Annotated in this window: 19 protein-coding genes and 1 riboswitch; of the genes, 7 read left to right on the top strand and 12 right to left on the bottom strand. The window is 68.9% G+C overall.

Annotated features, from left to right (window positions below):
• Together ABT061_RS33690 and ABT061_RS33685 are read right to left on the bottom strand one after the other, a co-directional pair.
• Positions 1-630, bottom strand: a complete 630-nt coding sequence (locus ABT061_RS33690; protein WP_350925647.1) for a TetR/AcrR family transcriptional regulator — start codon at positions 628-630, stop codon at positions 1-3.
• Positions 631-641: 11 nt separating this feature from the next.
• Positions 642-1,451 carry a sugar phosphate isomerase/epimerase family protein gene (locus ABT061_RS33685; RefSeq protein ID WP_350925646.1) on the bottom strand — a complete coding sequence of 270 codons (810 nt, stop codon included), beginning with the start codon at positions 1,449-1,451 and terminating at the stop codon, positions 642-644.
• 261 nt (positions 1,452-1,712) lie between these two features.
• Here ABT061_RS33685 and ABT061_RS33680 point away from each other — a divergent pair, with 261 nt between their 5' ends.
• The 5 genes from ABT061_RS33680 to disA all read left to right on the top strand — a co-directional run bounded on the left by ABT061_RS33680 (position 1,713) and on the right by disA (position 5,892).
• On the top strand, positions 1,713-2,411 hold the full coding sequence (locus ABT061_RS33680) for a class I SAM-dependent methyltransferase (protein ID WP_350925644.1): 699 nt from the start codon (positions 1,713-1,715) through the stop codon (positions 2,409-2,411).
• 113 nt (positions 2,412-2,524) lie between these two features.
• Complete coding sequence (locus tag ABT061_RS33675; RefSeq protein ID WP_350925642.1) at positions 2,525-2,920, top strand: MerR family transcriptional regulator; 396 nt, start codon at positions 2,525-2,527, stop codon at positions 2,918-2,920.
• Positions 2,901-3,215 carry a thioredoxin gene (trxA, locus tag ABT061_RS33670; protein WP_350925640.1) on the top strand — a complete coding sequence of 105 codons (315 nt, stop codon included), beginning with the start codon at positions 2,901-2,903 and terminating at the stop codon, positions 3,213-3,215. Before ABT061_RS33675 ends, trxA begins: the two co-directional genes overlap by 20 nt.
• Before the next feature lie 79 nt (positions 3,216-3,294).
• On the top strand, positions 3,295-4,698 hold the full coding sequence (gene radA / locus ABT061_RS33665; protein ID WP_350925638.1) for a DNA repair protein RadA: 1,404 nt from the start codon (positions 3,295-3,297) through the stop codon (positions 4,696-4,698).
• A gap of 108 nt (positions 4,699-4,806) precedes the next feature.
• Positions 4,807-5,892 (top strand): DNA integrity scanning diadenylate cyclase DisA, encoded by a 1,086-nt coding sequence (gene disA / locus ABT061_RS33660; protein WP_350925636.1) that lies wholly within the window; start codon positions 4,807-4,809, stop codon positions 5,890-5,892.
• A 197-nt stretch (positions 5,893-6,089) separates the two neighbouring features.
• On the opposite strand, the gene ABT061_RS33655 is transcribed toward disA, so the two are convergent.
• Positions 6,090-6,776 (bottom strand): hypothetical protein, encoded by a 687-nt coding sequence (locus tag ABT061_RS33655; protein ID WP_350925634.1) that lies wholly within the window; start codon positions 6,774-6,776, stop codon positions 6,090-6,092.
• Between the two features lie 144 nt (positions 6,777-6,920).
• Between ABT061_RS33655 and ABT061_RS33650 the strand changes: the two genes are divergently transcribed.
• On the top strand, positions 6,921-7,796 hold the full coding sequence (locus ABT061_RS33650; protein WP_350925632.1) for an HhH-GPD family protein: 876 nt from the start codon (positions 6,921-6,923) through the stop codon (positions 7,794-7,796).
• Positions 7,797-7,963: 167 nt separating this feature from the next.
• Here the strand turns inward: ABT061_RS33650 and ABT061_RS33645 are convergent, their stop codons facing one another.
• The 5 genes from ABT061_RS33645 to ABT061_RS33625 all read right to left on the bottom strand — a co-directional run bounded on the left by ABT061_RS33645 (position 7,964) and on the right by ABT061_RS33625 (position 15,823).
• Positions 7,964-8,914, bottom strand: coding sequence for a TIM barrel protein (locus ABT061_RS33645; protein ID WP_343962239.1), 951 nt, complete (start codon positions 8,912-8,914; stop codon positions 7,964-7,966).
• Between the two features lie 534 nt (positions 8,915-9,448).
• Positions 9,449-11,956, bottom strand: a complete 2,508-nt coding sequence (locus ABT061_RS33640; RefSeq protein ID WP_030905625.1) for an ATP-dependent Clp protease ATP-binding subunit — start codon at positions 11,954-11,956, stop codon at positions 9,449-9,451.
• 279 nt (positions 11,957-12,235) lie between these two features.
• A complete protein-coding gene (locus ABT061_RS33635) occupies positions 12,236-12,568 on the bottom strand; it encodes a histone-like nucleoid-structuring protein Lsr2 (protein WP_012895497.1) in 333 nt (110 codons plus the stop codon).
• Between the two features lie 1,287 nt (positions 12,569-13,855).
• On the bottom strand, positions 13,856-14,941 hold the full coding sequence (locus ABT061_RS33630) for an RDD family protein (RefSeq protein WP_350925628.1): 1,086 nt from the start codon (positions 14,939-14,941) through the stop codon (positions 13,856-13,858).
• Positions 14,942-15,169: 228 nt separating this feature from the next.
• Positions 15,170-15,823, bottom strand: coding sequence for an amino-acid N-acetyltransferase (locus ABT061_RS33625; RefSeq protein WP_350925626.1), 654 nt, complete (start codon positions 15,821-15,823; stop codon positions 15,170-15,172).
• Positions 15,824-16,158: 335 nt separating this feature from the next.
• Positions 16,159-16,306, top strand: a riboswitch (cyclic di-AMP (ydaO/yuaA leader).
• A gap of 92 nt (positions 16,307-16,398) precedes the next feature.
• Between ABT061_RS33625 and ABT061_RS33620 the strand changes: the two genes are divergently transcribed.
• Positions 16,399-17,361, top strand: coding sequence for a C40 family peptidase (locus tag ABT061_RS33620; protein WP_350925624.1), 963 nt, complete (start codon positions 16,399-16,401; stop codon positions 17,359-17,361).
• Positions 17,362-17,695: 334 nt separating this feature from the next.
• On the opposite strand, the gene ABT061_RS33615 is transcribed toward ABT061_RS33620, so the two are convergent.
• From ABT061_RS33615 to ABT061_RS33600, 4 genes are all read right to left on the bottom strand, one after another.
• Positions 17,696-17,896, bottom strand: coding sequence for a helix-turn-helix domain-containing protein (locus tag ABT061_RS33615; RefSeq protein ID WP_030905642.1), 201 nt, complete (start codon positions 17,894-17,896; stop codon positions 17,696-17,698).
• A gap of 923 nt (positions 17,897-18,819) precedes the next feature.
• Positions 18,820-20,322, bottom strand: coding sequence for a bifunctional lysylphosphatidylglycerol synthetase/lysine--tRNA ligase LysX (lysX, locus tag ABT061_RS33610; RefSeq protein WP_350925621.1), 1,503 nt, complete (start codon positions 20,320-20,322; stop codon positions 18,820-18,822).
• Positions 20,323-20,522: 200 nt separating this feature from the next.
• A complete protein-coding gene (locus ABT061_RS33605) occupies positions 20,523-21,305 on the bottom strand; it encodes a type III pantothenate kinase (protein ID WP_350925619.1) in 783 nt (260 codons plus the stop codon).
• Positions 21,305-23,845, bottom strand: a complete 2,541-nt coding sequence (locus ABT061_RS33600) for an L-aspartate oxidase (RefSeq protein WP_350925617.1) — start codon at positions 23,843-23,845, stop codon at positions 21,305-21,307. Before ABT061_RS33600 ends, ABT061_RS33605 begins: the two co-directional genes overlap by 1 nt.
• Positions 23,846-23,861: the final 16 nt, after the last annotated feature.

The following is a 23,861-nucleotide window of genomic DNA, read 5'->3' as shown; positions in this document are numbered from 1 at the left end:
CTAGGAAGGCGCGTCGAGATAGCGCTGGACCGTGGGGGCGAGCAGCTCGACCAGCTCCTCGATGTCCACCGAGGCCAGCGGCTCCAGCTTGAGCACGTAGCGCACCAGGACCACGCCGAACAGCTGTGCGAAGGCCGCCTCCATCCGGATCGGCGGGACTCCCAGTATCTCCGCGACCCGGACCAGGAGCGCCTGCATCATGAACTCGCGGATCATGACGACCATCTGGTCGTTGGTCATCGCGGTGCGGACCAGCGCCAGCAGCGGCTGGCGGGCCCCGGCATCCGAGGTGACGGTCAGGATGAACCGGGCCAGCCGCTCGCCGACCTCCTCGCGCGGCCCCGCCAGGACCGCCGAGACGACGCTCTCGGGGGTGATCGGCAGCTCCATGGCCTCGACGAACATCCCCTCCTTGCCGGCGAAGTAGTGGTGGACCAGCGCCGGATCCACCCCCGCCTGCCGGGCGATGCCCCGGATGGTCGCCCGGTCGAACCCCTTCTCCGCGAAGGTCTCACGCGCCGCCGCGAGAATCTGCCCGCGGGTGTCAGCCGACCCCGGCCTGCGCCCCGGGCGCCTTCTGACCGCTCCGGCCCCGTCCTGGGCGGAGCCGTTCGCGGACGGCGTGCTCACGACGGGCTCGCTCATACGTTGGTGGACGCGGCGAGATGCAGCCGGGCGAAGGCCAGCGCCTCGGCGAGATCGTCGATCCGCTCGGTACGGCTGGCGGCCTTGCGCGTGTTGATCTCCAGCACGACCAGCCCCGAGTAGCCGTTGCCCGCCATCCGCTCCAGGATCGGCGCGCACGGCTGGTTGCCCCGCCCGGGAACCAGGTGCTCGTCCTTGTTCGACACCCCCAAGCCATCGGCCAGGTGCAGGTGGGCCAGTCTGTCGCCGAGCTTGGTGAACATCTCCATGGCGTCGGACCCGGACACCGCCGTGTGCGACAGATCCAGCGTGACCTGCGGGAAGTCGTAGTCGACCGGATTCCAGTCGGGTGAGTAGGGGACCACCTCGTTGCCCCTGGCCCTCAGCGGGAACATGTTCTCCACCGCGAAGACCACGTCGGTCTCGTCACGCATCCTGGCGAGGCCGAGCTCGAAGTCGCGCGCGTAGTCGCGCTGCCAGCGGAACGGCGGGTGCACCACGACGGTCTTGGCGCCGACCCGCTCGGCGGCGCGCTGCGCGCGCTGGAGCTTGGCCCACGGGTCCTTGCCCCACACCCGCTGCGTCACCAGCAGACACGGCGCGTGAATGGCCAGGATCGGCAGCTGGTAGTGGTCCGACAGACGCTCCAGGACGTCGATGTCCTGGCTCACGGGGTCGGCGCCCACCATGATCTCCACACCGTCGTATCCCAGACGTGCGGCCAACTCGAAGGCGTCGGGGGTGCGTTCGGGATACACCGACGCGCTGGACAGCGCGATCTTCGCGCTGGATACACGGACGCTCATACCGCTTCCTCGTCTCCGACTCGGAGCACACCCTGGCGAACACCGCTGGGCATACCGGCCCGCTCGCTCATGTCGCTCACCTTTGCCAGCCTAAGCGGGTCCGGCGAGCAGTGCTGTCCGCCACCACCGACGCGACCGAGATCACACCGTCGGGTTCGGCGAGGAGACCGCCAGGCGTTCGAAACGATCAAGGCCCGCCTCCGCCGGTGGGGTGAGAAGCCGCTCTCCTCACCGAGACGGAGGAGTCATTACGGTAAGGGCATGCCGAGGTTCGCCAGGGGTGCCATCCCCAGCCCCAACATCTGGAACACCCCCCAGACCTACGAGTTGGAGAACCGGGCGGTCGATCCCGAGGGGCGTGCCGAGGCCGCGATGGCGGCCGTCAGGTCGTGGACGGGGGCGACGGTCCTCGACATCGGCTGCGGCACCGGCTATCACCTGCCGGCCATGGCCGCCACCGCCGCCCGCGTGATCGGCGTCGAACCCCACGAGGACCTCGTACGGCTGGCCAGGCGCCGCTGCCATGCCCTGCGGAACGTCGAGATCCACGCCGCCACCGCCCAGGCCCTCCCGATGCCCGACGCCTCCGTGGACGTGGCCGTCGCCCGCTGGGCCTACTTCTTCGGCCCCGGCTGCGAGCCCGGCCTGGCCGAACTCTCCCGGGTGATGCGGCGCGGCGGCGCGGCCTTCGTGATCGACATCGACACCACCCGCGGCGCCTTCGGCCGCTGGTTCAGCCAGTCCATCCCCGCGTACTCGGCCAGGGCCGTCGAGAGCTTCTGGAACCGCCAGGGCTGGCAGGTGGAGAAACTCGACCTGCGCATGTGCTTCGAACGCCGCGCCGATCTGGAGGCGGTGCTCCGCATCGAGTTCACCCCCGCGGTCGCCGACCTCGCCATCGCCGAGACCCCCGGCCTGGAGATCGCCTACCCCAACCTGCTGCGCTGGAGGCGGTTCTGAACCTGTCCCGCGGCTGCCCGCCGGCCTGTCGGGCGCGGAGGAGGAACAACGGGACACCGGCTTGACCTTGACGTTGATGTCAAGGTTTATCGTCGGGTCATGAGGAGGGCCGGATGCGGATCGGTGAGCTGGCACGGCGGGCGGGTGTCAGTACCCGGGCACTGCGCTACTACGAGCAGCAGGGACTGATCACGGCCCGGCGCTCGGCCAACGGCTACCGGGAGTACGGAGAGACCGATCTGCGGCTCGTCTCCGAGATCCGGTCGCTGCTCGCCGTCGGCTTCACCCTGGAGGACGCCCGCCCGTTCGTGGCCTGCCTGCGGGCCGGGCATGCCCTGGGGGGATCGTGCCCGGAGTCCGTGGCCGTCTACCAGCGCAAGCTGGCGGAGATCGACGACGAGATCCGCACGCTTCTCACCCGGAGGGCGGAGGTGGCGGCGCAGCTGACCACCGCCTGCCCAGGATGCGTACTGAGGAAACGGGAAAACCATGATCACACTGACCAGTGACAACTTCGACGAGCAGGTGCTACGGAGCGACAAGCCGGTCCTGGTCGACTTCTGGGCCGAATGGTGCGGGCCGTGCAAGATGATCGCGCCGGTCCTGGCGGAGATCGAGGCCGAGTACGGCGACCGCCTCACGATCGCCAAGCTCAACGCCGACGACTACCCCGAGATCTCCGCCAGGTACGGCGTCCTCGGCCTGCCGACGCTCAACCTCTACAAGGACGGCGAGGTGGTCCGGCAGATCAAGGGCGCCAAGCCCAAGCGCCTGCTCCTGGCCGACCTCGAAGGCCACATCTGACGCCTCTCCCGATGGCTTTCATCCGGTACGGCGCCCCCGCCGGGTGAAAGTTGTCGGGTCCTACGGGTAACGTGCGGCCATGGCGAAGAAGGCTGGTGGCTACCGCTGTGCCGAGTGCGGGTGGCAGACGGCCAAGTGGGTGGGGCGCTGCGGCGAGTGCCAGGCCTGGGGCACGGTCGAGGAGGAGACGGCGCCCGCGGGTGCGCGGGTGGCCTCCGCCGGAGCGGTGTCGGCACCGGCGGTTCCGATCGGCCAGGTCAAGGCCGAGGTGGCGCACGCGCGCGGCACCGGGGTGCCCGAGCTCGACCGGGTCCTCGGCGGCGGTCTGGTGCCCGGAGCCGTCGTGCTGCTGGCCGGTGAGCCCGGCATCGGCAAGTCCACTCTCCTGCTGGAGGCGGCGGCCAAGATCGCCCGGCAGCAGACCGTCCTCTACATCACGGGCGAGGAGTCGGCCGCCCAGGTGCGGATCAGGGCCGACCGGATCGGCGCGATCCAGGACCGTCTCTATCTGGCCGCGGAGACCGAGCTGGGCGCGCTGGTCTCGCACGTCGAGAAGGTCCAGCCCGACCTGCTCATCGTCGACTCGGTGCAGACGATCGGCTCGGCCCAGGCGACCGGCGTGCCCGGTGGGGTGACCCAGGTCAGGGAGGTCGCGGGAAACCTGGTGCGGCTGGCCAAGGAGCGTGGCATGGCCACCGTGCTGGTCGGCCACGTCACCAAGGAGGGCTCGATCGCCGGCCCCCGCACGCTGGAGCACCTCGTCGACGTGGTGCTCCACTTCGAGGGCGATCGGCACTCCCGGCTCCGCCTGGTCCGCGCGATCAAAAACCGGTACGGCCCGGTCGACGAGGTCGGCTGCTTCGACCTGCACGAGAGCGGCATCGAGGGCATCACCGACGCCAGCGGCCTGTTCGTCTCGCACCGCACCGACCCGGTGCCCGGCACGTGCGTCACGGTCACCCTGGAGGGCACCCGGCCGCTGCCGGCCGAGGTCCAGGCGCTGGTCGCCAGGACCGAGGCCCAGCAGCCGCGCCGCTCCTCCTCGGGGCTCGACACCTACCGGGTGACGATGGTGCTGGCCGTGCTGGAACGGCGGCTCAACGCCAAGCTGGGCGGGTGCGACGTCTTCACCGCGACCGTCGGCGGGATCAAGCTCAGCGACCCCGCGGTCGACCTGTCCGTGATGCTGGCGGTCGCCAGCGCGGCCGGCGACAAGGCGCTCCCCGCCGGCCTGGTGGTGCTCGGCGAGGTGGGCCTGGCAGGGGAGCTGCGCCCGGTGCGCGACGTGCGGCGCCGCCTGTCGGAGGCCGCGCGGCTGGGCTTCACCCGGGCACTGGTCCCGGCGGGTTCCCTGGAGGTGGGCAAGAGGCGCAACGGCGACAACTCCCTGGTCCGGGTGGCCGGGCGTGGCGCGTCCTTCGCGCCCGGTTTCGACGTCGTCGAGGCGGAGAACGTCTGGGACGCCCTCACCCACGTCACCTGAGGCGCCACGCCCCACGGACCTCGCGCGGCCCATGGTCATCAGATGATTCCGGGCCGTGCGGGGCCTTCGCCGGTAAGCTGAGCGTTATACGCAGACCACGGGGGTCATGTGGCAGCAACGTACAAAGGGCTCGACGACCGCCGCAGGGACGTCCTCGCCGCCGTCGCACCGGGCACCGCCCTGCGCGACGGCCTGGAGCGCATCCTGCGAGGACACACCGGCGGCCTGATCGTGCTGGGATACGACAGCACCGTCGAGGAGATCTGCAGCGGCGGGTTCGAGCTGGACGTCGAGTTCTCCGCGACACGGCTGCGCGAGCTGGCCAAGATGGACGGCGCCATCGTCCTCAACTCCGGCGACCTGCGGATCGTGCGCGCGGCCGTGCACCTGATGCCTGATCCGTCCCTGCCCACCGACGAGTCGGGCACCCGGCACCGCACCGCCCAGCGGGTGGCCCTTCAGACATCCTTTCCGGTCATCTCCCTCAGCAAGTCCATGCGGATCATCGCCCTCTACCTCGACGGCATCCGCTACGTGGTGGAGGAGTCGTCGGTCATCCTGTCCAAGTCCAACCAGGCCCTGGCCACGCTGGAGCGCTACAAACTCCGCCTGGACGAGGTCTCCGGCACGCTCTCGGCGCTGGAGATCGAGGATCTGGTGACGGTCCGCGACATCGCTGTGGTCGCCCAGCGGCTGGAGATGGTCAGGCGCATCTCCGAGGAGATCGCGGGCTACGTGGTGGAGCTCGGCACTGACGGCCGCCTGCTCTCCCTGCAGCTGGATGAGCTCGTGGCCGGCACGGAGAGCGACCTCGAACTGATCGTGCGCGACTACCTGCCCGTGACGGGCCGCCGCCCGCGCAAGTTCGCCGAGGCGTTGCACGAGCTCGACCAGCTCTCCTCCGCCGACCTGCTCGACCTCTCGGTCGTCGCCCAGATCCTCGGCCATTCGGGCAACGACGCCCTGGAGACACCGGTGAGCCCCAGGGGCTACCGCCTGCTGGCCAAGGTTCCGCGCCTGCCGGGCACGGTGGTCGAGCGCCTCGTCGACCAGTTCGCCAGCCTGCAGAAGCTCCTGGCCGCCAGCATCGGCGACCTCCAGGAGGTGGGCGGGGTGGGCGAGGCCAGGGCCCGCCACATCCGCGAGGGTCTGTCCCGGCTGGCCGAGTCGTCCATCCTGGAACGCTACGTGTAAGAGATCCCCCGGCCGAGCGCGGAGGCTCACCGGGTCCTGCCGGCATGCCTCGCCCGGCGGCCTGGACGGCCGACGGCCGCCGACCCGGCGCAGGTCTGCACGGCGCCGGTGCGCTGACCGCGAACTTCGGCCGGTTTTCCGGCCGTCGTCTCGCGGAAACGGTCCTTCGGTGCCCCGGGGCACGCGGACGGACATCGCTAGCGAAGGTGGAAGACGGCCTTGCGGCTCCTCAGACCGGGGGCGCGGACCACCGCGACGTAGGTACCGGGACGCGCGGCGACGCGGTCGGCGGTGCAGTCGTTCCCGGACCTGCGGCGGTCCCACACCAGCTCCCGGACATAGGGGATGCCCCGGTCGAGCTTGCGGATGTTCTCGGTCTCACCGCTGACGCAGTCGGAGGAGGACCACACCCGGTCGTCACCGGAGGTGATGCGCACCTCCATGTTGCGCGGCCCCACATCCGTGGTGCACATCACCTTGCCGACATTGACGAGGGTGAGGATGAACCGGGGCCGGATGCCCGGCGGGTAGACCGTCCCCTGGCCCTCCATGCTCAGTACGAGCTGCGGGGAGGCGCAGGCCTCACCAGGTCGCCGGGGCCTGGGGGCCGCCTTGCTCTCCCTCGGCTCCGGAGTCGGGCTCGCGGACGGGCTCGCAGGCGGTGAGGGGATGACCGTCATGGTCGGCAGGATGGCCAGCAGCGGGTCCGGCGCGTCCTTCTTGGCGGCCGAGGTGCCTTTCTCCCGGGCGTCCTGCGGCCCGCTCGTCGACGAGCAGGCCCACGCCACGACGGCGACCACCACGAGCACACCGACGAGCGCGGCCATCCGGCGCCGCCAGTAGATGTCAGCTCCGATATCGCTACGGAACGTGTCGGGGTCCATACCAACAGTATGGTTAGTGCTCACGGGCCACAGGGGGAGACCCGCCGCTACCGTCCCCGTTTCGGCCACCGATCATCGGCAGAAGGCGGATGAAGGCAGGTGAAGGAGGGGCAAGGGGGCCCGATCCCGCACTATCGTCAAAAGGTGCCCGAGTCGAACCGCTTACTCGAACCCGTCCTCGACTGGTACGCCGGCAATGCCCGCGACCTTCCCTGGCGGGCGCCCGGCGCCTCGCCCTGGTCGATCCTGGTCAGCGAGATCATGCTGCAGCAGACACCGGTGGTCAGGGTGCTGCCCGTCTGGACCGAGTGGATGGAGCGCTGGCCCACGCCCGCCTCGCTCGCCGCCGAGCCCCCCGGTGAGGCCGTACGCCACTGGGGCCGCCTCGGCTACCCCCGCCGGGCGCTGAACCTGCACGCGTGCGCCCGCGCGATCACCGACCGGCACGGCGGTGAGGTCCCCTCGGAGCACGACACCCTGCTGGCGCTGCCCGGCGTCGGCGAGTACACCGCGGCCGCGGTCGCCAGCTTCGCCTTCGGGGGCCGGCACGCGGTTCTCGACACCAACGTGCGGCGGGTCCTGGCGCGGGCCGTCAGCGGCGAGGAATATCCGCCGAAGGCCACCACGCCCCCCGAGCGCAGGCTCGCCACCTCGCTGCTCCCCGACGCCGACCGCGCCCCCGTCTGGGCGGTCGCCGTCATGGAGCTCGGCGCACTGGTCTGCACCGCTCGTGCCGCCCGCTGCGCCGACTGCCCGGTCAGCGACCTGTGCGCCTGGCGCCTGGCGGGCAAGCCCGCCTACGAGGGTCCCGCGCGCAGGGGGCAGACGTACGCGGGCACGGACCGTCAGTGCCGCGGCCGCCTTCTCGCGGTTCTGCGCCAGGCCCACGGTCCGGTGCCCAAGGACGCCCTCGACGTGGTCTGGGACGACGCCCCGCAGCGAGAGCGCGCCCTCGACGGCCTGATCTCCGACGGCCTGGCCGAGGTCCTCGACGACGGCACCTACCGCCTACCCGGCTGAACGCGCCACGATCGACGCCGCACCGCGGGAACGCGCCCTCGACGAGGGCACCTGCCGCCCGGCTCGCGGTCACCGGGTGGAGCAGGCCGGCGCCTTTCCCGCCGGGGCCTCCGTGCACGGCGGGAAAGGCTCCACTGCCGCGCCGCGAGTCCGGCGGGCGAAGGCGATCAGGCGGCGAGGCGCAGGCCGAGCGCCGTGAGGCTGGTGCGGGCCCAGTCGAGCTCCTCGGCGATCACGTTGACCAGTGCGCCGGGCCCCTTGGCCCGAAGCGGCACGGCCAGGTCGTGCGTCTCCACCTCGATGTGAGCGGTGCCGTTCACCGCGCCGGAGAGCATCGCGGTGAGGGTGTCCTCCAGGACCGAGCGGGTGCTGGGCAGTTCCTGGCAGGCGGCGGCCATGTGGTTGTGCACGTGGCCGAGCTTGACGACAGGAGCTCCGGCGTCCGCCAGGCCGCGCAGGGCGACTCCGGGCTCCTCAGCGCCGCCGGAGAGGTAACAGGCGTCCAGGCAGACCCCCAGGTGCTCGGAGTCGATGCCGGAGACCCTGTCGAGCGCCTGCTTGGTGGTCTCCAGGACGCAGCCGGGCCACGGCTCGAAGCCGACCCTGATCGTCTTTCCGGTGACGCTGTACAGCCCGCGCAGCTCGCGGGCGAGGCGCTCCAGCCGGCGCGAGGCTATCGCGTGCAGGTCGGCCGGCCAGTCGCGGCGCCAGCCGATGGGGATGGTGGAGATGCTTCCGAAGCGGACGTCCTGCGGGAGCAGGAAGGCCAGGATCTTGGCGAGTGCCATCGTGTAGCGGTAACGCTCGGGCTTGGCCCAGTCGGGACCGGGGGACTCCTGGTTCCTGCCGCCGGTTCCGTTGAGGCTGACGACCTCCAGGCCGCGCTCCTCAAGGGAGCGGCGCAGGCGCACCAGCTCTATCCGGTCCGCGGTGAGATGGTCGGCGACGCTCGGGGAGAGCCAGAGGCCGACGCCCATCCGCTCCACCCCGAGGCGCTTGCGCACCGGCACCGCGTATCTCGTCAGGTGCGCGATGAGGTTCTCGAGGTCCTCGGCGGGGTGCACGCCCGCGTTGTAGGCCAGGTGAACGAGCGTCCCGTCCTCGTGCCGTAAACGCATGCGTGCCTCCAAAACATACTTCCGTGTAAGCGTCTCCGATCGCCCCGCGCCGGTGTTCCAGCGCCGTGAGCCGGAGGCTCTCCCTGCCCGGAGTTCGACCCGGCCGTCCAAAGCATCCCGTGCGACCACCGGGCTCCGCGTCACTCACGAAGCTGATTTCCCGGTACGCCGCCAGGCTGACCTCGACGCCGATCTCACCATGATCACTGCAACCCACGGATCACTCGGGCAAGACTTATCGAACTCGCTCTACGCAGTGTAGTACTACCTATCGTGGCGAGACACCTTCTTAGGTAACAAATAGACAGACCCCGCCGTGAGTATCCTCACGGCGGGGTCTGTCCTTCCTGCCTGATCGGGCCATGCCCGGTGTCCTGCGCCTTGGGTCTTCCGCCTACCGCGGCGAGACGGACGACGCCTCGCCGGGTTGTCGTCGGTCACCGCAGCGTGCTGCGATGACCTCCGCCAACCTTGCGAGGCACCACCTGACCGATCCAACGGCCAGGGCCCGCGGGACGATGCCCGGTTCTGGGCCTAGTTCTGGATCGGCTCCGCGATGGCGGCGGCCGAGTCGGGAACCCGGTCGACCGGCGCGTCCTCACCGACGAAGGTGAACTTCGCGTTCTCGCCCTCGCCCTCGATCCCGATCTTCACGATCTGGCCGGGACGGAGCTCGCCGTACAGGATCTTCTCCGACAGGGTGTCCTCCAGCTCGCGCTGGATCGTACGACGGAGCGGGCGGGCGCCCATCACCGGGTCGTAGCCACGGTCGGCCAGCAGCTGCTTGGCCTCCTGCGTGAGCTCCATCCCCATGTCGCGGTCCTTCAGACGCAGACCCACCTGGGCCAGCATCAGGTCGACGATGCGGATGATCTCCTTCGGCGTGAGCTGGTGGAAGACCACGATGTCATCGACACGGTTGAGGAACTCCGGCCGGAAGTGCTGCTTGAGCTCCTCCTGCACCTTGGACTTCATCCGGTCGTAGTTGGACTCGGCGTCGTTGCTCTTCGCGAAGCCGACCCCCTGACCCTTGGAGATGTCCCGGGTGCCCAGGTTCGTCGTCATGATGATGACGGTGTTCTTGAAGTCCACCACCCGGCCCTGGGCGTCGGTCAGACGACCGTCCTCCAGGATCTGCAGCAGCGAGTTGAAGATGTCGGGGTGGGCCTTCTCGATCTCGTCGAACAGGACGACCGAGAACGGCTTGCGCCGCACCTTCTCGGTGAGCTGGCCGCCCTCCTCGTATCCGACGTAGCCGGGAGGCGAGCCGAACAGCCTGGAGACGGTGTGCTTCTCCATGAACTCCGACATGTCCAGCATGATCAGCGCGTCCTCGTCCCCGAACAGGAACTCGGCCAGCGCCTTGGACAGCTCGGTCTTACCGACACCGGAAGGACCGGCGAAGATGAACGAGCCACCGGGGCGGCGCGGGTCCTTCAGACCGGCGCGCGTGCGGCGGATCGAGCGGGACAGACCCTTGATGGCGTCGTCCTGGCCGATGATCCGCTTGTGCAGCTCGTCCTCCATGCGGAGCAGTCGCTGGGACTCCTCCTCGGTGAGCTTGAAGACCGGGATGCCGGTGGCGGTCGCCAGGACCTCGGCGATGAGCTCCTCGGTGACCTCGGCGACGACGTCCATGTCGCCGGCCTTCCACTCCTTCTCGCGGCGCTCGCGCTTGAGCTGGAGCTGCTTCTCCTGGTCCCGGAGGGCGGCGGCCTTCTCGAAGTCCTGCGCGTCGATCGCGGACTCCTTGTCGCGCCGCACATTGGCGATCTTCTCGTCGTACTCGCGGAGGTCCGGCGGCGCGGTCATGCGGCGGATGCGCATGCGCGAGCCGGCCTCGTCGATGAGGTCGATCGCCTTGTCCGGCAGGAACCGGTCGCTGATGTAGCGGTCGGCCAGCTGCGCGGCGGCCACCAGGGCACCGTCGGTGATGGAGACGCGGTGGTGGGCCTCGTAGCGGTCCCGCAGACCCTTGAGGATCTCGATCGTGTGGCTGAGGCTGGGCTCGGCCACCTGGATCGGCTGGAAACGCCGCTCAAGCGCCGCGTCCTTCTCCAGGTGCTTGCGGTACTCGTCCAGGGTGGTGGCACCGATGGTCTGCAGCTCGCCTCGGGCCAGCATCGGCTTCAGGATGCTGGCGGCGTCGATCGCTCCCTCGGCGGCGCCCGCGCCGACGAGCGTGTGCAGCTCGTCGATGAACAGGATGATGTCGCCGCGGGTGCGGATCTCCTTGAGGACCTTCTTCAGGCGCTCCTCGAAGTCACCGCGGTAGCGCGAACCCGCCACCAGGGCGCCCAGGTCCAGGGTGTAGAGCTGCTTGTCCTTGAGCGTCTCGGGCACCTCGCCCTTGACGATCTTCTGGGACAGGCCCTCCACGACGGCGGTCTTGCCGACGCCGGGCTCACCCACCAGGACCGGGTTGTTCTTGGTCCTGCGGGACAGGACCTGCATGACCCGCTCGATCTCCTTCTCCCGGCCGATGACCGGATCGAGCTTGCCCTCACGAGCGGCCTGGGTCAGGTTGCGGCCGAACTGGTCAAGCACCAGAGAGGTCGAAGGAGCGGCCTCGGCCGGACCGCCGGCGGCGGTCGGTTCCTTGCCCTGGTAGCCGTGGAGCAACTGGATGACCTGCTGGCGGACCCGATTGAGATCGGCGCCCAGCTTCACCAGCACCTGGGCGGCCACGCCCTCGCCCTCACGGATGAGGCCGAGCAGGATGTGCTCGGTGCCGATGTAGTTGTGCCCCAGTTGCAGCGCCTCGCGCAGGGACAGCTCAAGGACCTTCTTGGCACGCGGGGTGAACGGAATGTGCCCCGACGGCGCGGACTGGCCCTGGCCGATGATCTCCTCGACCTGCTGACGCACACCTTCAAGACTGATGCCGAGGCTCTCCAGAGCCTTGGCGGCAACGCCTTCACCTTCATGGATCAAGCCAAGAAGAATGTGCTCCGTACCGATGTAGTTGTGGTTGAGCATCCGGGCCTCTTCTTGGGCCAGGACGACAACCCGCCGTGCGCGGTCGGTGAACCTCTCGAACATCTCGTCGCTCCTCACAGAGCGGTCAGGCAGGTCCGGGATATCCGGGCCCTGTCATCCCGCATGGTAGCCCCGACCCGGCGACCGCTCTATGCAGAAGACGTTCCCCGAGAGCAGGGCGTTCACCCTCCATCCAACTACTTACGGGGGGTGGGATGTTCCCGCTACGCCGCAAGCGAACGACGTTTGTCCACCAGACAAACACATCATGCGGTCATGGCCGCCACCGGACCCCACCGTGACCGCCATAACCGCATGATTCACTCGATCCACTGAGCCGATCTAGTGAGCCGCTTCGTACTGCTCGACGATCTTGGAGGCGATTCGACCGCGCTCGCTGACATTAAGGCCGTGGGACTTCGCCCATGCCCGGATGTCGGCGCTCTTCTCTCGCGTGAGTGCCCGCGCGCCACCCGCGCGGCGGCGGCGGGGTGCCAGCGCGCCGGAACGACGGGCGCTCTGCACGAAAGGCGACAGGGAGTCGCGGAGCTTCTTCGCGTTAACGTCACTCAGGTCAATCTCATAGCTGGTGCCGTCAATCGCGAAGGCGACAGTCTCATTGGCCTCGCCCCCATCGAGGTCGTCGATGAGAATCTCCTGGATCTGCTTGGCCATCTACACAATCCTTTCGCGGAGTATTGTTTCATTCGCAAGCTAAACATATACCCGCGATCGAAGAGCGGCAATTCCAGGAGCCCGGCGATTCTCACAGCCGACCGAGACACTCTCAGTCGGCGCTCCGGTGGATCAGCTGTTCTGCGACTCGGCCGGGTCGGACTGTTTTGGCCGGCGACCGGCGGCTTCACTCCGAAGTAGCTTGACGACTCCGAAGATGAAGGCTCCGCCGACGACCGCCGGAGGTATCAACGCGGACAATACGTCGTACATTCGTCCTCGCTCCGTACCGCTAGGTGGCTTTCTGGAGACCATGAAAATTTGGCGACGACTCCCGAGCCACGCGGGTGTCCGCCCGATCAGTCTGGAACCGCCCACAGATGACCATAGCGCCACCGGACGGCGACGTGCGTCAGCAGGGGCGACCAGGCCCGTCACTCTCCAGCCTAATGCTTCTCTCCAGCCGCCTTACCGGTTGCAGTCGTAAAGCCGCAGGGAAAAACCGACAGGATGATCAGGTGATCATCGTCGCCTTCGGAAATACCAATGCCCGCCCGCTCTCCGGCCGCTGCGCCACCGGCCTCGGAGGGGCGAAGCCCCTGGTGGGAGAGCCTTCCCACCAGGACGAACAACGCCTTGTCACGGAACCGGAGATCACCGCGGGCGGTTCATCGCGAGAATGTCCACCGTCGGCAGAACACCTGGATGGAGAGCGGCTCGCTTCATCACCCGGGCGGCAGCCGATGCGACGCAAGCCTGCGGAACAAGACGGATCTTCAACGCTTTCTTGCCAAGAGTACGACCCACTCTGGCGTGGAGTACATAGTCGTAGACCGTATAACCACCAAAGACGATGGGCTCACGGGACAACCCGGGCAACACCACACACCCATGATCCAGCTCCGCGAGAAGACCCCTGAACGCGCGACGGAAGGTGAAGGAGAGAAACCCGCGGGCCGTCACCTGGGATGCGGGAGGCGGGCCGGTCCCACCATTCGGTGACTGGTGTGCGAACCCTCGACGGGGGCAGATCCGGCATTGGCGTCTCATAGCGGCTTGCGGGCTCTCCTGAGCCCCTTGTCCGGCCTCAAACACGAATATTCCGCCGGAGCACGCCGGGGTTCGATCATAAGTCCCCCCGCGTCGCCCATGGCGCGGCAAATGATTTTTACGCTTCCGTGGCTTCCGCGGCCGAGACGGTTACCCACCCCTAACGGTCCCCGTTTTTCTGGTCCGGGCGCGAAATCGGGGCCGGCGGTTCAACCGCCGGCCCCGATTTACCCGGAACTACTTGATCTTGACGACGACCGTCCCGGCCACCTTGTCGTGCAGCGCCTGCTGCAGGGGCTTGTCCCACAGCAGCCACAGCACGTTCACGAGGCTGAAGATGTTGACGATCCAGCCGAGGAGGGGGATCCAGCTCAGGAACTGCGGGCCGAAGAACACACCGCCGCGCTTGAGCGCGACGTCGGAACTGAGCCCGCCCGGCGGCAGGGTGCTGCCGACGGGCACGATCTTGATGCCCATGACCATCTTGCCGACGGTCTGCCCACCCCTACTGATCATGAAGAACTCGTAGGCGAAGTAGATCGCCGCGCTGACCAGGGAGATGAGAAGGCTCGCGAGGAAGACGCCGCTCCCGTCGGTGCTGGCGCCCGTCGCGAGGTTGAAACTGGGAGCCGTCACCAGGAGGCCGGTCAGCACCGCACTGATGATCACCCCCGGGATCGCCAGAATGATCGCGTCGATGATCCGCGCCACCAGGCGCTGCCACCACTCGGCGAGCGGGCCGGGAGCGCCGGGGGGACCGCCGTAAGGCTGGCCGTACCCCTGCTGCCCGTACTGCTGCTGCCCATAGCCGGGCTGCTGGCCGTAACCCGGCTGCTGGCCGTAGTCGGGCTGCTGCCCGTACTGCTGCTGTCCATAGTCGGGCTGCTGCTGACCGTACTGCTGCTGCCCGTAACCCGGCTGGGACGGCTGCTGACCGTAACCGGGCTGCTGGCCGTAACCCGGCTGCTGGCCGTAGTCGGGCTGCTGCTGACCGTACTGCTGCTGCCCGTAACCCGGCTGGGACGGCTGCTGCTGCCCGTAACCGGGCTGCTGGCCGTAGCCGGGCTGCTCGTGGGACGCCTGCTGCCCGTAGCCGGGCTGCTGACCGTACGCGCCGGTCCCGCCCTGCTGGCCATAGCCCTGCTGCTGGCCGTACGCGTCCGTCCCGCCCTGCTGACCGTACGACTGCTGCTGCCCATACCCCTGCTGGCCGTACGACTGCTGCCCATACCCCTGCTGCTGGCCGTAGCCCTGCTGACCGTAGCCGGGCTGGGTCTGCCCGGGGCCGGTGTTCGGCTGCGATCCCTCCGACCGATATCCCATGATCGTCACATCGGGGTCGGGTTCGCCAGGGGAACGCCCCGGGTTGTACTGCCCGTAATCCGGCTGTCCCGAAGGTGTACGACTGCGCTCGGGATCATCCTGTGGATACGGCGGCTGTCCGTTGCTCACCGCGTCACCTCACTTAGACTGCGCATGTGGCAAATGTCAGACGCACATGCTTGCTGCTGCACAAGGTATCGACATAGGAATCAACAGTCACCTTTCCCGTCAGTCATCTCTAAAGTCATCAGAGTCGGGCTCGTGTGTCAGGTGCAGCAGCATCCGGGTGTTTCCCAAGGTATTGGGCTTGACGTGCTCCAGATCGAGGAACTCCGCGACGCCCTCGTCGTAGGAGGCGAGAAGTTCGGCGTAGACCTCCGGGGCGACCGGTGTGCCCTGGATCTCCTGAAACCCGTGCCGGGTGAAGAAGCCGACCTCGAAGGTCAGGCAGAAGACCCTGCGCAGGCCCAGCTCGGCGGCCGTGCGGATGAGCACCGAGACGATCCGATGGCCGATTCCCATTCCCCTGCGGGTCGGATCGACGGCAACGGTCCGAATTTCGGCAAGATCCTCCCAGAGAACATGAAGCGCCCCGCAGCCGAGGATTATCCCCTCCGCGTCAGTCGCGACCCAGAACTCCTGGATGTCCTCGTACAGGGTGACGGTGGCCTTCTCCAGCAGGCGCGGGCCGACTCCACCGTAGGTGTCGACGAGCCGCCTGATGGCACGGACGTCCGGGGTGCGGGCACGGCGGACCGTGACCGCCGGGGTGGCGCCGGGAACGGGTGACCCCCGCTCCTCTCCCTCGGATCCGGTTCGCCGCTCCCCCTCTTTCCCGGGATTCGCGAACGGCACGGGAGAATGCTCCGCAAGCTGCTCCATGACCGATCAGCGTACGTCCTCTCCGGCCTTCAATTACGGCTCATCCTTAACTCTCGCCCCGGGGGCATCACATGACCCTTGGTAGTTGGATTACCACGCTGGGCGCACGACGTCTCCAATGTGTCGCAGCTCATCTTTGGCACGGTCCCGGACCTGGGAAGACCCGCGCCGCACCCGCCGCGAGGAAGGCAAAGGCAGCGTAATGGCCATGTTGATCATATTGGCATGTGATCTTTCCGTGACATTTCAGTTGCGAAACCTCTACTGAGTTCGCAGTTCTGGTTGAGCAGGAACCACGAGTGCACTAATCTCCGTGCTCGATGTCAGAGACGTAAAAGCCTGACCCGCCGAATCTCCCGACCAGGAGAACCGGGGACCCACCACGTCCTTCGGGGTGAATCCGAGTGCCACCGGCGCACCCGGTAGGGCTGCCTCCGGCCCGAACCCGTCAGCTAACCCGGTAGGCGGCCGAGGAGAGGAGCCCGTTGGTGAAGCGCATGCGCGACCGCGCAGGAGAGCACGCGGGCGGCGACGCCCGCTGTCGAGCACGCGCGCCGCGGAGGCGGAGTCGCCGCATGGCGGTCATCGGCCTGGCGTTCGCCATCATGACCCTCGGCACCCCCCTGGGCTCGGCCACGGCGGATCCCGAGCCCAGCCTCCAGCAACTGGCCAAGCAGGCCGAGAAGCTGCACGAGGAGATCGGCACGCTCGCCGAGCAGTACAACGGCGAGCGGGTCAGGCTCAAGCAGGCCCAGCGAGCCGCGGAAAGCGCCAAGAAGACCCTCGCGACGAGCGAGTCGGAGCTCGCGACCCGGCGTGCCAAGGCCTCCCTCCTCGCGCAGAGCAACTACATGTCCGGCGGCCTGAACTCCGGACTCGCCTTCACCCAGGCGACCGACCCCGACACCTTCCTCGACCAGGCCACCACCAACTACGCCCTCCAGCAGCAGCAGAGCGAGGAGGTCGCCCAGGTCGGCCGGGCGATCGAGGCCGCCGAGCGGGCTCAGGCCGGCGCCAAGGCGAGGACCTCAGAGGTCAAGGTGCTCCTGGAGGAGATCGAGGGCAAGCGCAGCAAGATCGAGCGACTGGTCGCGCGGGTCGAGAGCGACCTGTTCAGCGAGGTACGCACCAGGGCCGTCAGCAACAGGGGTGCCCGGGTGAAGGTCGACGTGCCCATCGTGGGCAGCGGCAAGGCGGCGGAGGCGGCCCGCTGGGCGCTCACCCAGCAACTCAAGCCGTACGTCTGGGGCGCCGAGGGCCCCAACTCCTTCGACTGCTCCGGGCTGGTCATGTGGGCCTACCAGAAGGTCGGCATCAGCCTGCCGCACTACACCGGCAACCAGTGGACCGCGGGCACCCACATCTCCAAAAACGACCTGCGCCCGGGCGACCTGGTCTTCTTCTACAGCGACCTGCACCACGTCGGGATCTACATCGGCGCGGGCCTGATGGTCCACGCGCCCCGGACGGGTGACGTCATCCACATCGCCACGATCGACAACCGGCCCTTCGCCGGCGGGGTGCGGATCGCCGACTGAGCGGCTGAGCCGGGCCGGTCACGGATCGCGAGCCGCCCGGCCCTTGGCCGGGCGGCGAATCCTGCCGTGCCGAGGGCCGGTCAGACGGGCACCCCGCAGACTTGCGCCCCTCGGACGGTGCCCGCAGGTGCGGTGAGGCGCCGGCTGACCGCGGTGGGCAGAGTATCCGCGAGACAGGGCCTGTGAGCCCTGCCAGGTGGGTCCTGCCGTGGCGAGGATCGGTCAGGTGGCGCCTTGCAGGGCGGAGGAGGAAGCCTCAGCGTGCCGCGGTGACCGACGGCAACGCGGCGGGGCGCCCCCTGACCGCGGTGGGCAGAACAGCCAAGGGCAGGGCCTAGATCAGGCGGCGGCGGGCCGCCCAGGCCACGGCCTCGATCGCCGTGGCGACACCGATGCGGTCACAGATGCCTCTGAGCCTGCGCCTGACGGTCCGGCCGCTGATATCGAGGCGGCGGCCCACCCTGTCGACGGTGACGCCCTTGGCGAGTTCAGCCAGCAGCACGAGGTCGTCGTCGCTGAGACCGATATCACTCATGCCCAGGGGGCTGTCGCCATGGCGAGAATCCACTTCTGGATATGCCATCAAGAGTCACTCCCCCCACTCTGGAAACCGGGCGCGAGACGCCGGAAATGAATACCGTCCGCCAGGAACGGTAAACGCCTTGTTCAAAGGTCGTCAAGTTCTACTCTTCATAGCGCGCGCCCACTATTGACATACTAGGTGCTACGTGAAGTACTCATGATATGTCAGTGCCTTTGGGGTTAAGTCACGACCGTGCCCCCGCACGAGCCCGCAGGTGCCCCCCTGGCTGCGACAACAGAAGTCCTGGCAGAACAAGGTTTCGCCGGAACCGCCGCGGCGGCGCGCACCCGCGGGGCCGCATCCTCGGCGGAAGCGGGCTTCCCGTTTTTCCCCGGGAAAATCGATCTCTTCCTGGCACTCTTCGACGGCCACGCCGTCTGGCGCCTTGACGGCACCTCGCGGAAAACTCTGAAATGGGAAGCCCCCAAGAGCACCTTTGCGGCATTAGCGAAGTATCGGATGCCGACGGCGGGCGTCAGGCGATATTGGACATGCTTAAAAGGGAGTTTCTGCTCTATGCAGAAAGCCGTCCGAAATTGCACGGGGAGCGTGAGCACGGACCCCGTGGTTTGCGGCCCATGGGGATTCGCCCCGTCCGCCCAGGCATCGTCCGCGTGCCGTGCTCGCGCCCACGCGCGCCGGCACGGAGCCGTGCGGGACGGTGAAGAGGTGCTCGCGAGGTGGTGAGGGCGATACCCGGTACCGCCCGACCGGGATTCGAAGGTTCGCGCCGAGCCCGACCGGCCGCCCCGGGACGCCGCCCCGGGACGGCCGGTCGGGCTTCGATCCCGGCGGACACCGCCCGGCGGAGACGATCGCGCCGCCGGACCGCGTGGGACGAGGTCCCACGCGGTCCGGCGGCGCTGCCCGCAGACTCAGCCGGTCGGCTTGACCAGCGGGAACAGGATGGTCTCGCGGATGTTCTTACCGGTGAAGGCCATGATGAGGCGGTCGATGCCGAGCCCCATGCCACCGGTGGGCGGCATCGCATATTCCAGTGCGGTGAGGAAGTCCTCGTCAAGCTGCATGGCCTCGGCGTCCCCGCCCGCGGCGAGCAGGGACTGCTCGGTGAGGCGGCGGCGCTGCTCGACCGGGTCGACCAGCTCCGAGTAGGCGGTGCCGAGCTCGGTGCCGAACCCGATCAGGTCCCACTTCTCGGTGAGGAGCGGGTTGTCACGGTGCTGGCGGGTCAGCGGGGAGGTCTCCACCGGGTAGTCCATGACGAACGTGGGCTGGATGAGCGTGTGCTCGACGAGCGCCTCGAAGATCTCCTGGACGAGCTTGCCCTGGCCCCACTTGGCATCCCAGTGGATCTCCCGGGCGTCCGCGAGCTTGCGTACGTACTCCAGGGGCGTCGCGGTGGTGATCTCCTCGCCCAGTGCCTCCGAGACCGACCCGTAGAGGGTGATCCGCGGCCACTTCGCCAGGCCGAGGTCGATCTCCTGCCCCTGGTGGACGACCACGGAGTGGCCGAGGGCCGCCACGACCGCCTTCTGGATCATCCGCTGGGTCAGGTCGGCCATGTCGTTGTAGTCGAGATACGTGCCGTAGGCCTCAAGCATCGTGAACTCGGGGTTGTGCGTGGAGTCCGCGCCCTCGTTGCGGAAGTTGCGGTTGATCTCGAAGACCTTCTCGATACCGCCGACCACGAGCCGCTTGAGGTAGAGCTCGATCGCGATGCGAAGGTAGAGCTCCATGTCGTAGGCGTTGATGTGGGTCTTGAAAGGCCGGGCCGTGGCTCCACCGTGGATCGGCTGGAGCATCGGCGTCTCGACCTCCAGGTAGCCCTCCTCGTGCCAGAAGTCACGGATGGACCGCACCACGGCGCTACGGGTGTAGGCCAGCTTCCTGGCCTCGTCGTTGACGATGAGGTCGACGTAGCGCTGGCGGACCCGCGCCTCGGGGTCGGTGAGCCCGGCGTGCTTCTCCGGCAGCGGGCGCAGGCACTTCGAAGTGATCGCCCAGCGGTCGGCGAGGATGGACAGCTCCCCCCTGCGGGAGGTGATGACCTCACCCTCGATGCCCACGTGGTCGCCGAGGTCGACGTCGCGCTTCCACGAGGCCAGTGCCTCCTCGCCCACCTTGTCCAGGGAGATCATGACCTGGAGATCGCCGGAGCCGTCGCGGATGGTGGCGAAGCAGAGTTTGCCACCGGTCCTGGACAGCATCACGCGGCCGGTGACGCCCACCTTGTCGCCCGTCGCGGTGTCAGCGGAGAGATCGGCGTATTTCTGGCGGACCTCGGCGTTGGTCGCGGTGCGCGGGAAGTTCACCGGGTAGGGGTCGACGCCCTCGGAGCGGAGGCGGTCGAGCTTCTCCCGGCGCACGCGCATCTGCTCGGGCAGATCCTCGGCGGGGTTGGTCACTTCATCGGTCACAGTTCCAAAGGGTACCGATGTGGCGAACCTCGTGAGGTCGCCGACCGCCGGAGGCCGGAGAGGACTCCAGGACGCCGCGGTGCTCTCCGGGAACCGCGGCGCCCGCCGGCCGCGACACCGCATTCAGAGCGGTGTCACGACGCTCCCGGGTGGCGTCGCGGCGTTCCCGCGGGTGTCACGGCACCGGTGTCGCAACGCTCTCAGGTGGCGTTGCGGTGGTAGATCAGGCGCAGCCCGATCAGCGTGAGCCAGGGCTCGTGCATGTCGATCGAGCGCGCCTCACCGGTCACCAGCGGCGCCGCGCTGCCGGTGGCGACCACCGTGACATCGTCGGGGTCGGCGGCGAGCTCGGCCGCCATCCGCTCGACGATCCCGTCCACCTGACCGGCGAAGCCGTAGATGATGCCGGCCTGAAGCGCCTCGACGGTGTTCTTGGCGATCACGGAGCGGGGGCGGACCAGCTCCACCTTGTGCAGCTGCGCTCCCGCCGCGGCGAGCGCGTCCACCGAGATCTGGATGCCGGGGGCGGTCACCGCGCCGACGTACTCCCCCTTGGCGGAGACGGCGTCGAAGGAGGTCGCGGTCCCGAAGTCGACGATGACGCACGGCCCGCCGTACAGCTGGATGGCCGCCAGCGCGTTGACGATGCGGTCGCTGCCGACCTCCTTCGGGTTGTCCATCCGGACCGGCACCCCGGTGCGGACGCCCGGCTCGACGATCACCGCCGTCACGTCGCCGTAGTAGCGGCGGCACATCTCGCGCATCTCGTTGAGCACCGACGGGACGGTGGAGCAGATCACGATGCCGTTGACGTCTGTGCCCTTGAGCAGCGGTGACTGCCCGAGCAACCCCTGGAGCACGACGGCGATCTCGTCCGCCGTACGCCGGGCGTCCGTGGCGATCCGCCAGTGCTCGATGACGTCCTCGCCCTCGAAGAGGCCGAGAACGGTGTGAGTGTTGCCGACGTCAATGGCAAGCAGCATCAGTTCCCCCGAAGGTCCAAGGCGATGTCCAGCGCCGGCGCCGAGTGCGTGAGCGCGCCCACGGCAAGGTAGTCAACACCTGTTTCGGCCACATCACGAGCGAGTTGGAGGGTCAGCCCTCCGCTGGACTCCAGCCGCGCCCTGCCGTCCACCAGCCGTACGGCCCGTACCAGCTCCTCGACCGTGAAGTTGTCCAACAGGATCTCCTCCGCTCCCTCAGCCAGCACCGGCTCGATCTGGTCGATCCTGTCGACCTCGACCTCGATCGGCAGGCCGGGGTAGGCGTCACGGACCGCCCGGAACGCCTCGGCGACCCCGCCGGAGGCCACCACGTGATTGTCCTTGATCAGCGCGGCGTCCGAAAGTGACATGCGGTGATTGATACCACCGCCGCACCGGACCGCGTACTTCTCCAGGGCGCGCAGTCCCGGCAGCGTCTTGCGGCTGTCCCTGATCCGGGCGCCGGTCCCCTCGACGGCCTGGACCCACCTACCGGTCAGGGTCGCGATACCGGACAGGTGGGTGAGCAGGTTGAGCGCGGTGCGCTCGGCGGTCAGCAGGTCCCTGGTGGGGCCGGTGACGGTCATCAGCACGTCGCCCCCGGCGACGCGCTCGCCGTCCTTCACCCTGCGCTCGGCCGTCAGACGGCCTCCGCTGAGGTAGGAGAACGCGCCTTCGGCCACGGCCAGCCCCGCGACCACGCCGTCCGCGCGGGCGACCACGTCGGCGGTGTCGCGTCGGTCCGCTGGGATGGTGGCGATGCTGGTGACGTCACCCCCCGCCACGTCCTCGGCCGCCGCGGCCTCAAGGACCGCGACCACCCCGACCGGGTCAAGACCCGCCTCGGTGAGATCGTTCTCCACCTGCGGCGGCAGCACGGTCGCTCGTCGCCCGTGCGGTACGTATGTCATGGTCGGTCCCTCCGCTGTCAGGGTCACATCGAGGTGGCCCAGCCACAAGGCGTCGTCTCTCTCGGAAAAGTCCTCGCGCCAGTGCGACCCCCTGGTCTCCTGGCGGGCGCGGGCGGCCGCCACGAGCGCGGAGGCGACCGTCAGCAGGTTGGTGGTCTCCCACGACTCGGTACACGGCTCGACCGCCACCGGGGTCCACCTGAGGTTCAGCAGGGTCCTGGCGGCCTCTCCCAGCGACTCCCGGCTGCGCAGCACGCTCGCCCCCCGGCTCATGTGCCCCTGAATCCTGCCCCGGGCCCTGGGGTCGATCAGGCCGGTGGGGCGGTCGTCGGGCACCGGTTCGCCGGCTACGGTCCGCCCTTCGCGGACATCGGCGTGGATGTCGGCGGCGATGCGCCCGGCGAAGACCAGGCCCTCGAGCAGGGAGTTGGAGGCCAGCCGGTTGGCGCCGTGCACGCCGGTGCACGCGACCTCACCGCAGGCGTACAGACCGGGCACGCTGGTACGGCCGCGCAGGTCGGTGCGGACGCCGCCGCTGGCGTAGTGGGCGGCGGGGGCGACGGGGATGAGCTGGGTGACCGGATCGACGCCGTGCTCCAGGCAGACCGCGTGGATCGTCGGGAAGCGGGTGCGCCACTTCTCCTCGCCGAAGTGGCGGGCGTCGAGATACACGTGGTCGGCGCCGGTGGCGTGGATCCGCCGCATGATCGCCTTGGCCACGACGTCACGGGGGGCGAGGTCGGCCAGCTCGTGGACGTCCCGCATGAACCGGGTGCCGTCCGCGTCGACCAGTACCGCGCCCTCGCCCCTGACCGCCTCGGAGATCAGCGGCTGCTGGCCGCTCGCGTCCTCGCCGAGCCAGAACACCGTCGGGTGGAACTGGACGAACTCCAGGTCCCTGACGACGGCCCCCGCCCGCAGCGCGAGCGCCACCCCGTCTCCGGTGGAGACGACGGGGTTGGTGGTGGCGGCGTAGACCTGGCCCATGCCGCCGGTGGCCAGCACCACGGCCCTGGCCGTGACCGCGCCCACCCCGTCGTGCTCGCCCACGCCCATGACGTGCAGGGTCACCCCGGCGGCGCGCCCCTCGGCGTCCTTGAGGAGGTCGAGTACGAGGGCGTGCTCGATCACCTCGATCCCCGACTCCCGGACCGCCGCCACGAGTGCCCTCTGCACCTCGGCCCCGGTGGCGTCGCCGCCCGCGTGCACGATGCGATCGCGCCGGTGGCCGCCCTCCCTGGTGAGCTGGAGCTCCCCGGCCTCGTCGGTGTCGAACCTGGCGCCCATCGCGATCAGGCCGCGCAGCGCGTCGGGCCCCTCGGTCACCAGGACCCGGACGGCCTCCTCGTCGCAGAGGCCCACCCCCGCGAGGAGCGTGTCGGACAGATGCTCGGCGGGGGTGTCCCGCGGATCGAGCACCGCGGCGATGCCGCCCTGGGCCCAGCGGGTGGACCCGGACGACAGGACGTCCTTGGTGACGACCAGGACCTTCGCCTCGGAGTCCAGGGCGGCGTACCGCAGTGCCAGGGTGAGACCCGCGATGCCGGAGCCCACCACGACCACGTCCGCCTGGACCGTCCATCCCGGAGCGGGAGCGGTCAACCTCTGGGGTATGGCCGGGATGCTCATTGCCGCCTCCTCGCGG

The sequence above is a fragment of the Streptosporangium sp. NPDC002544 genome, from assembly GCF_040295965.1.
Taxonomy (GTDB): Bacteria; Actinomycetota; Actinomycetes; order Streptosporangiales; family Streptosporangiaceae; genus Streptosporangium.
The sequence above is the reverse complement of the archived record's forward strand: the minus strand, read 5'-3'. Positions and strand labels throughout refer to the sequence as shown.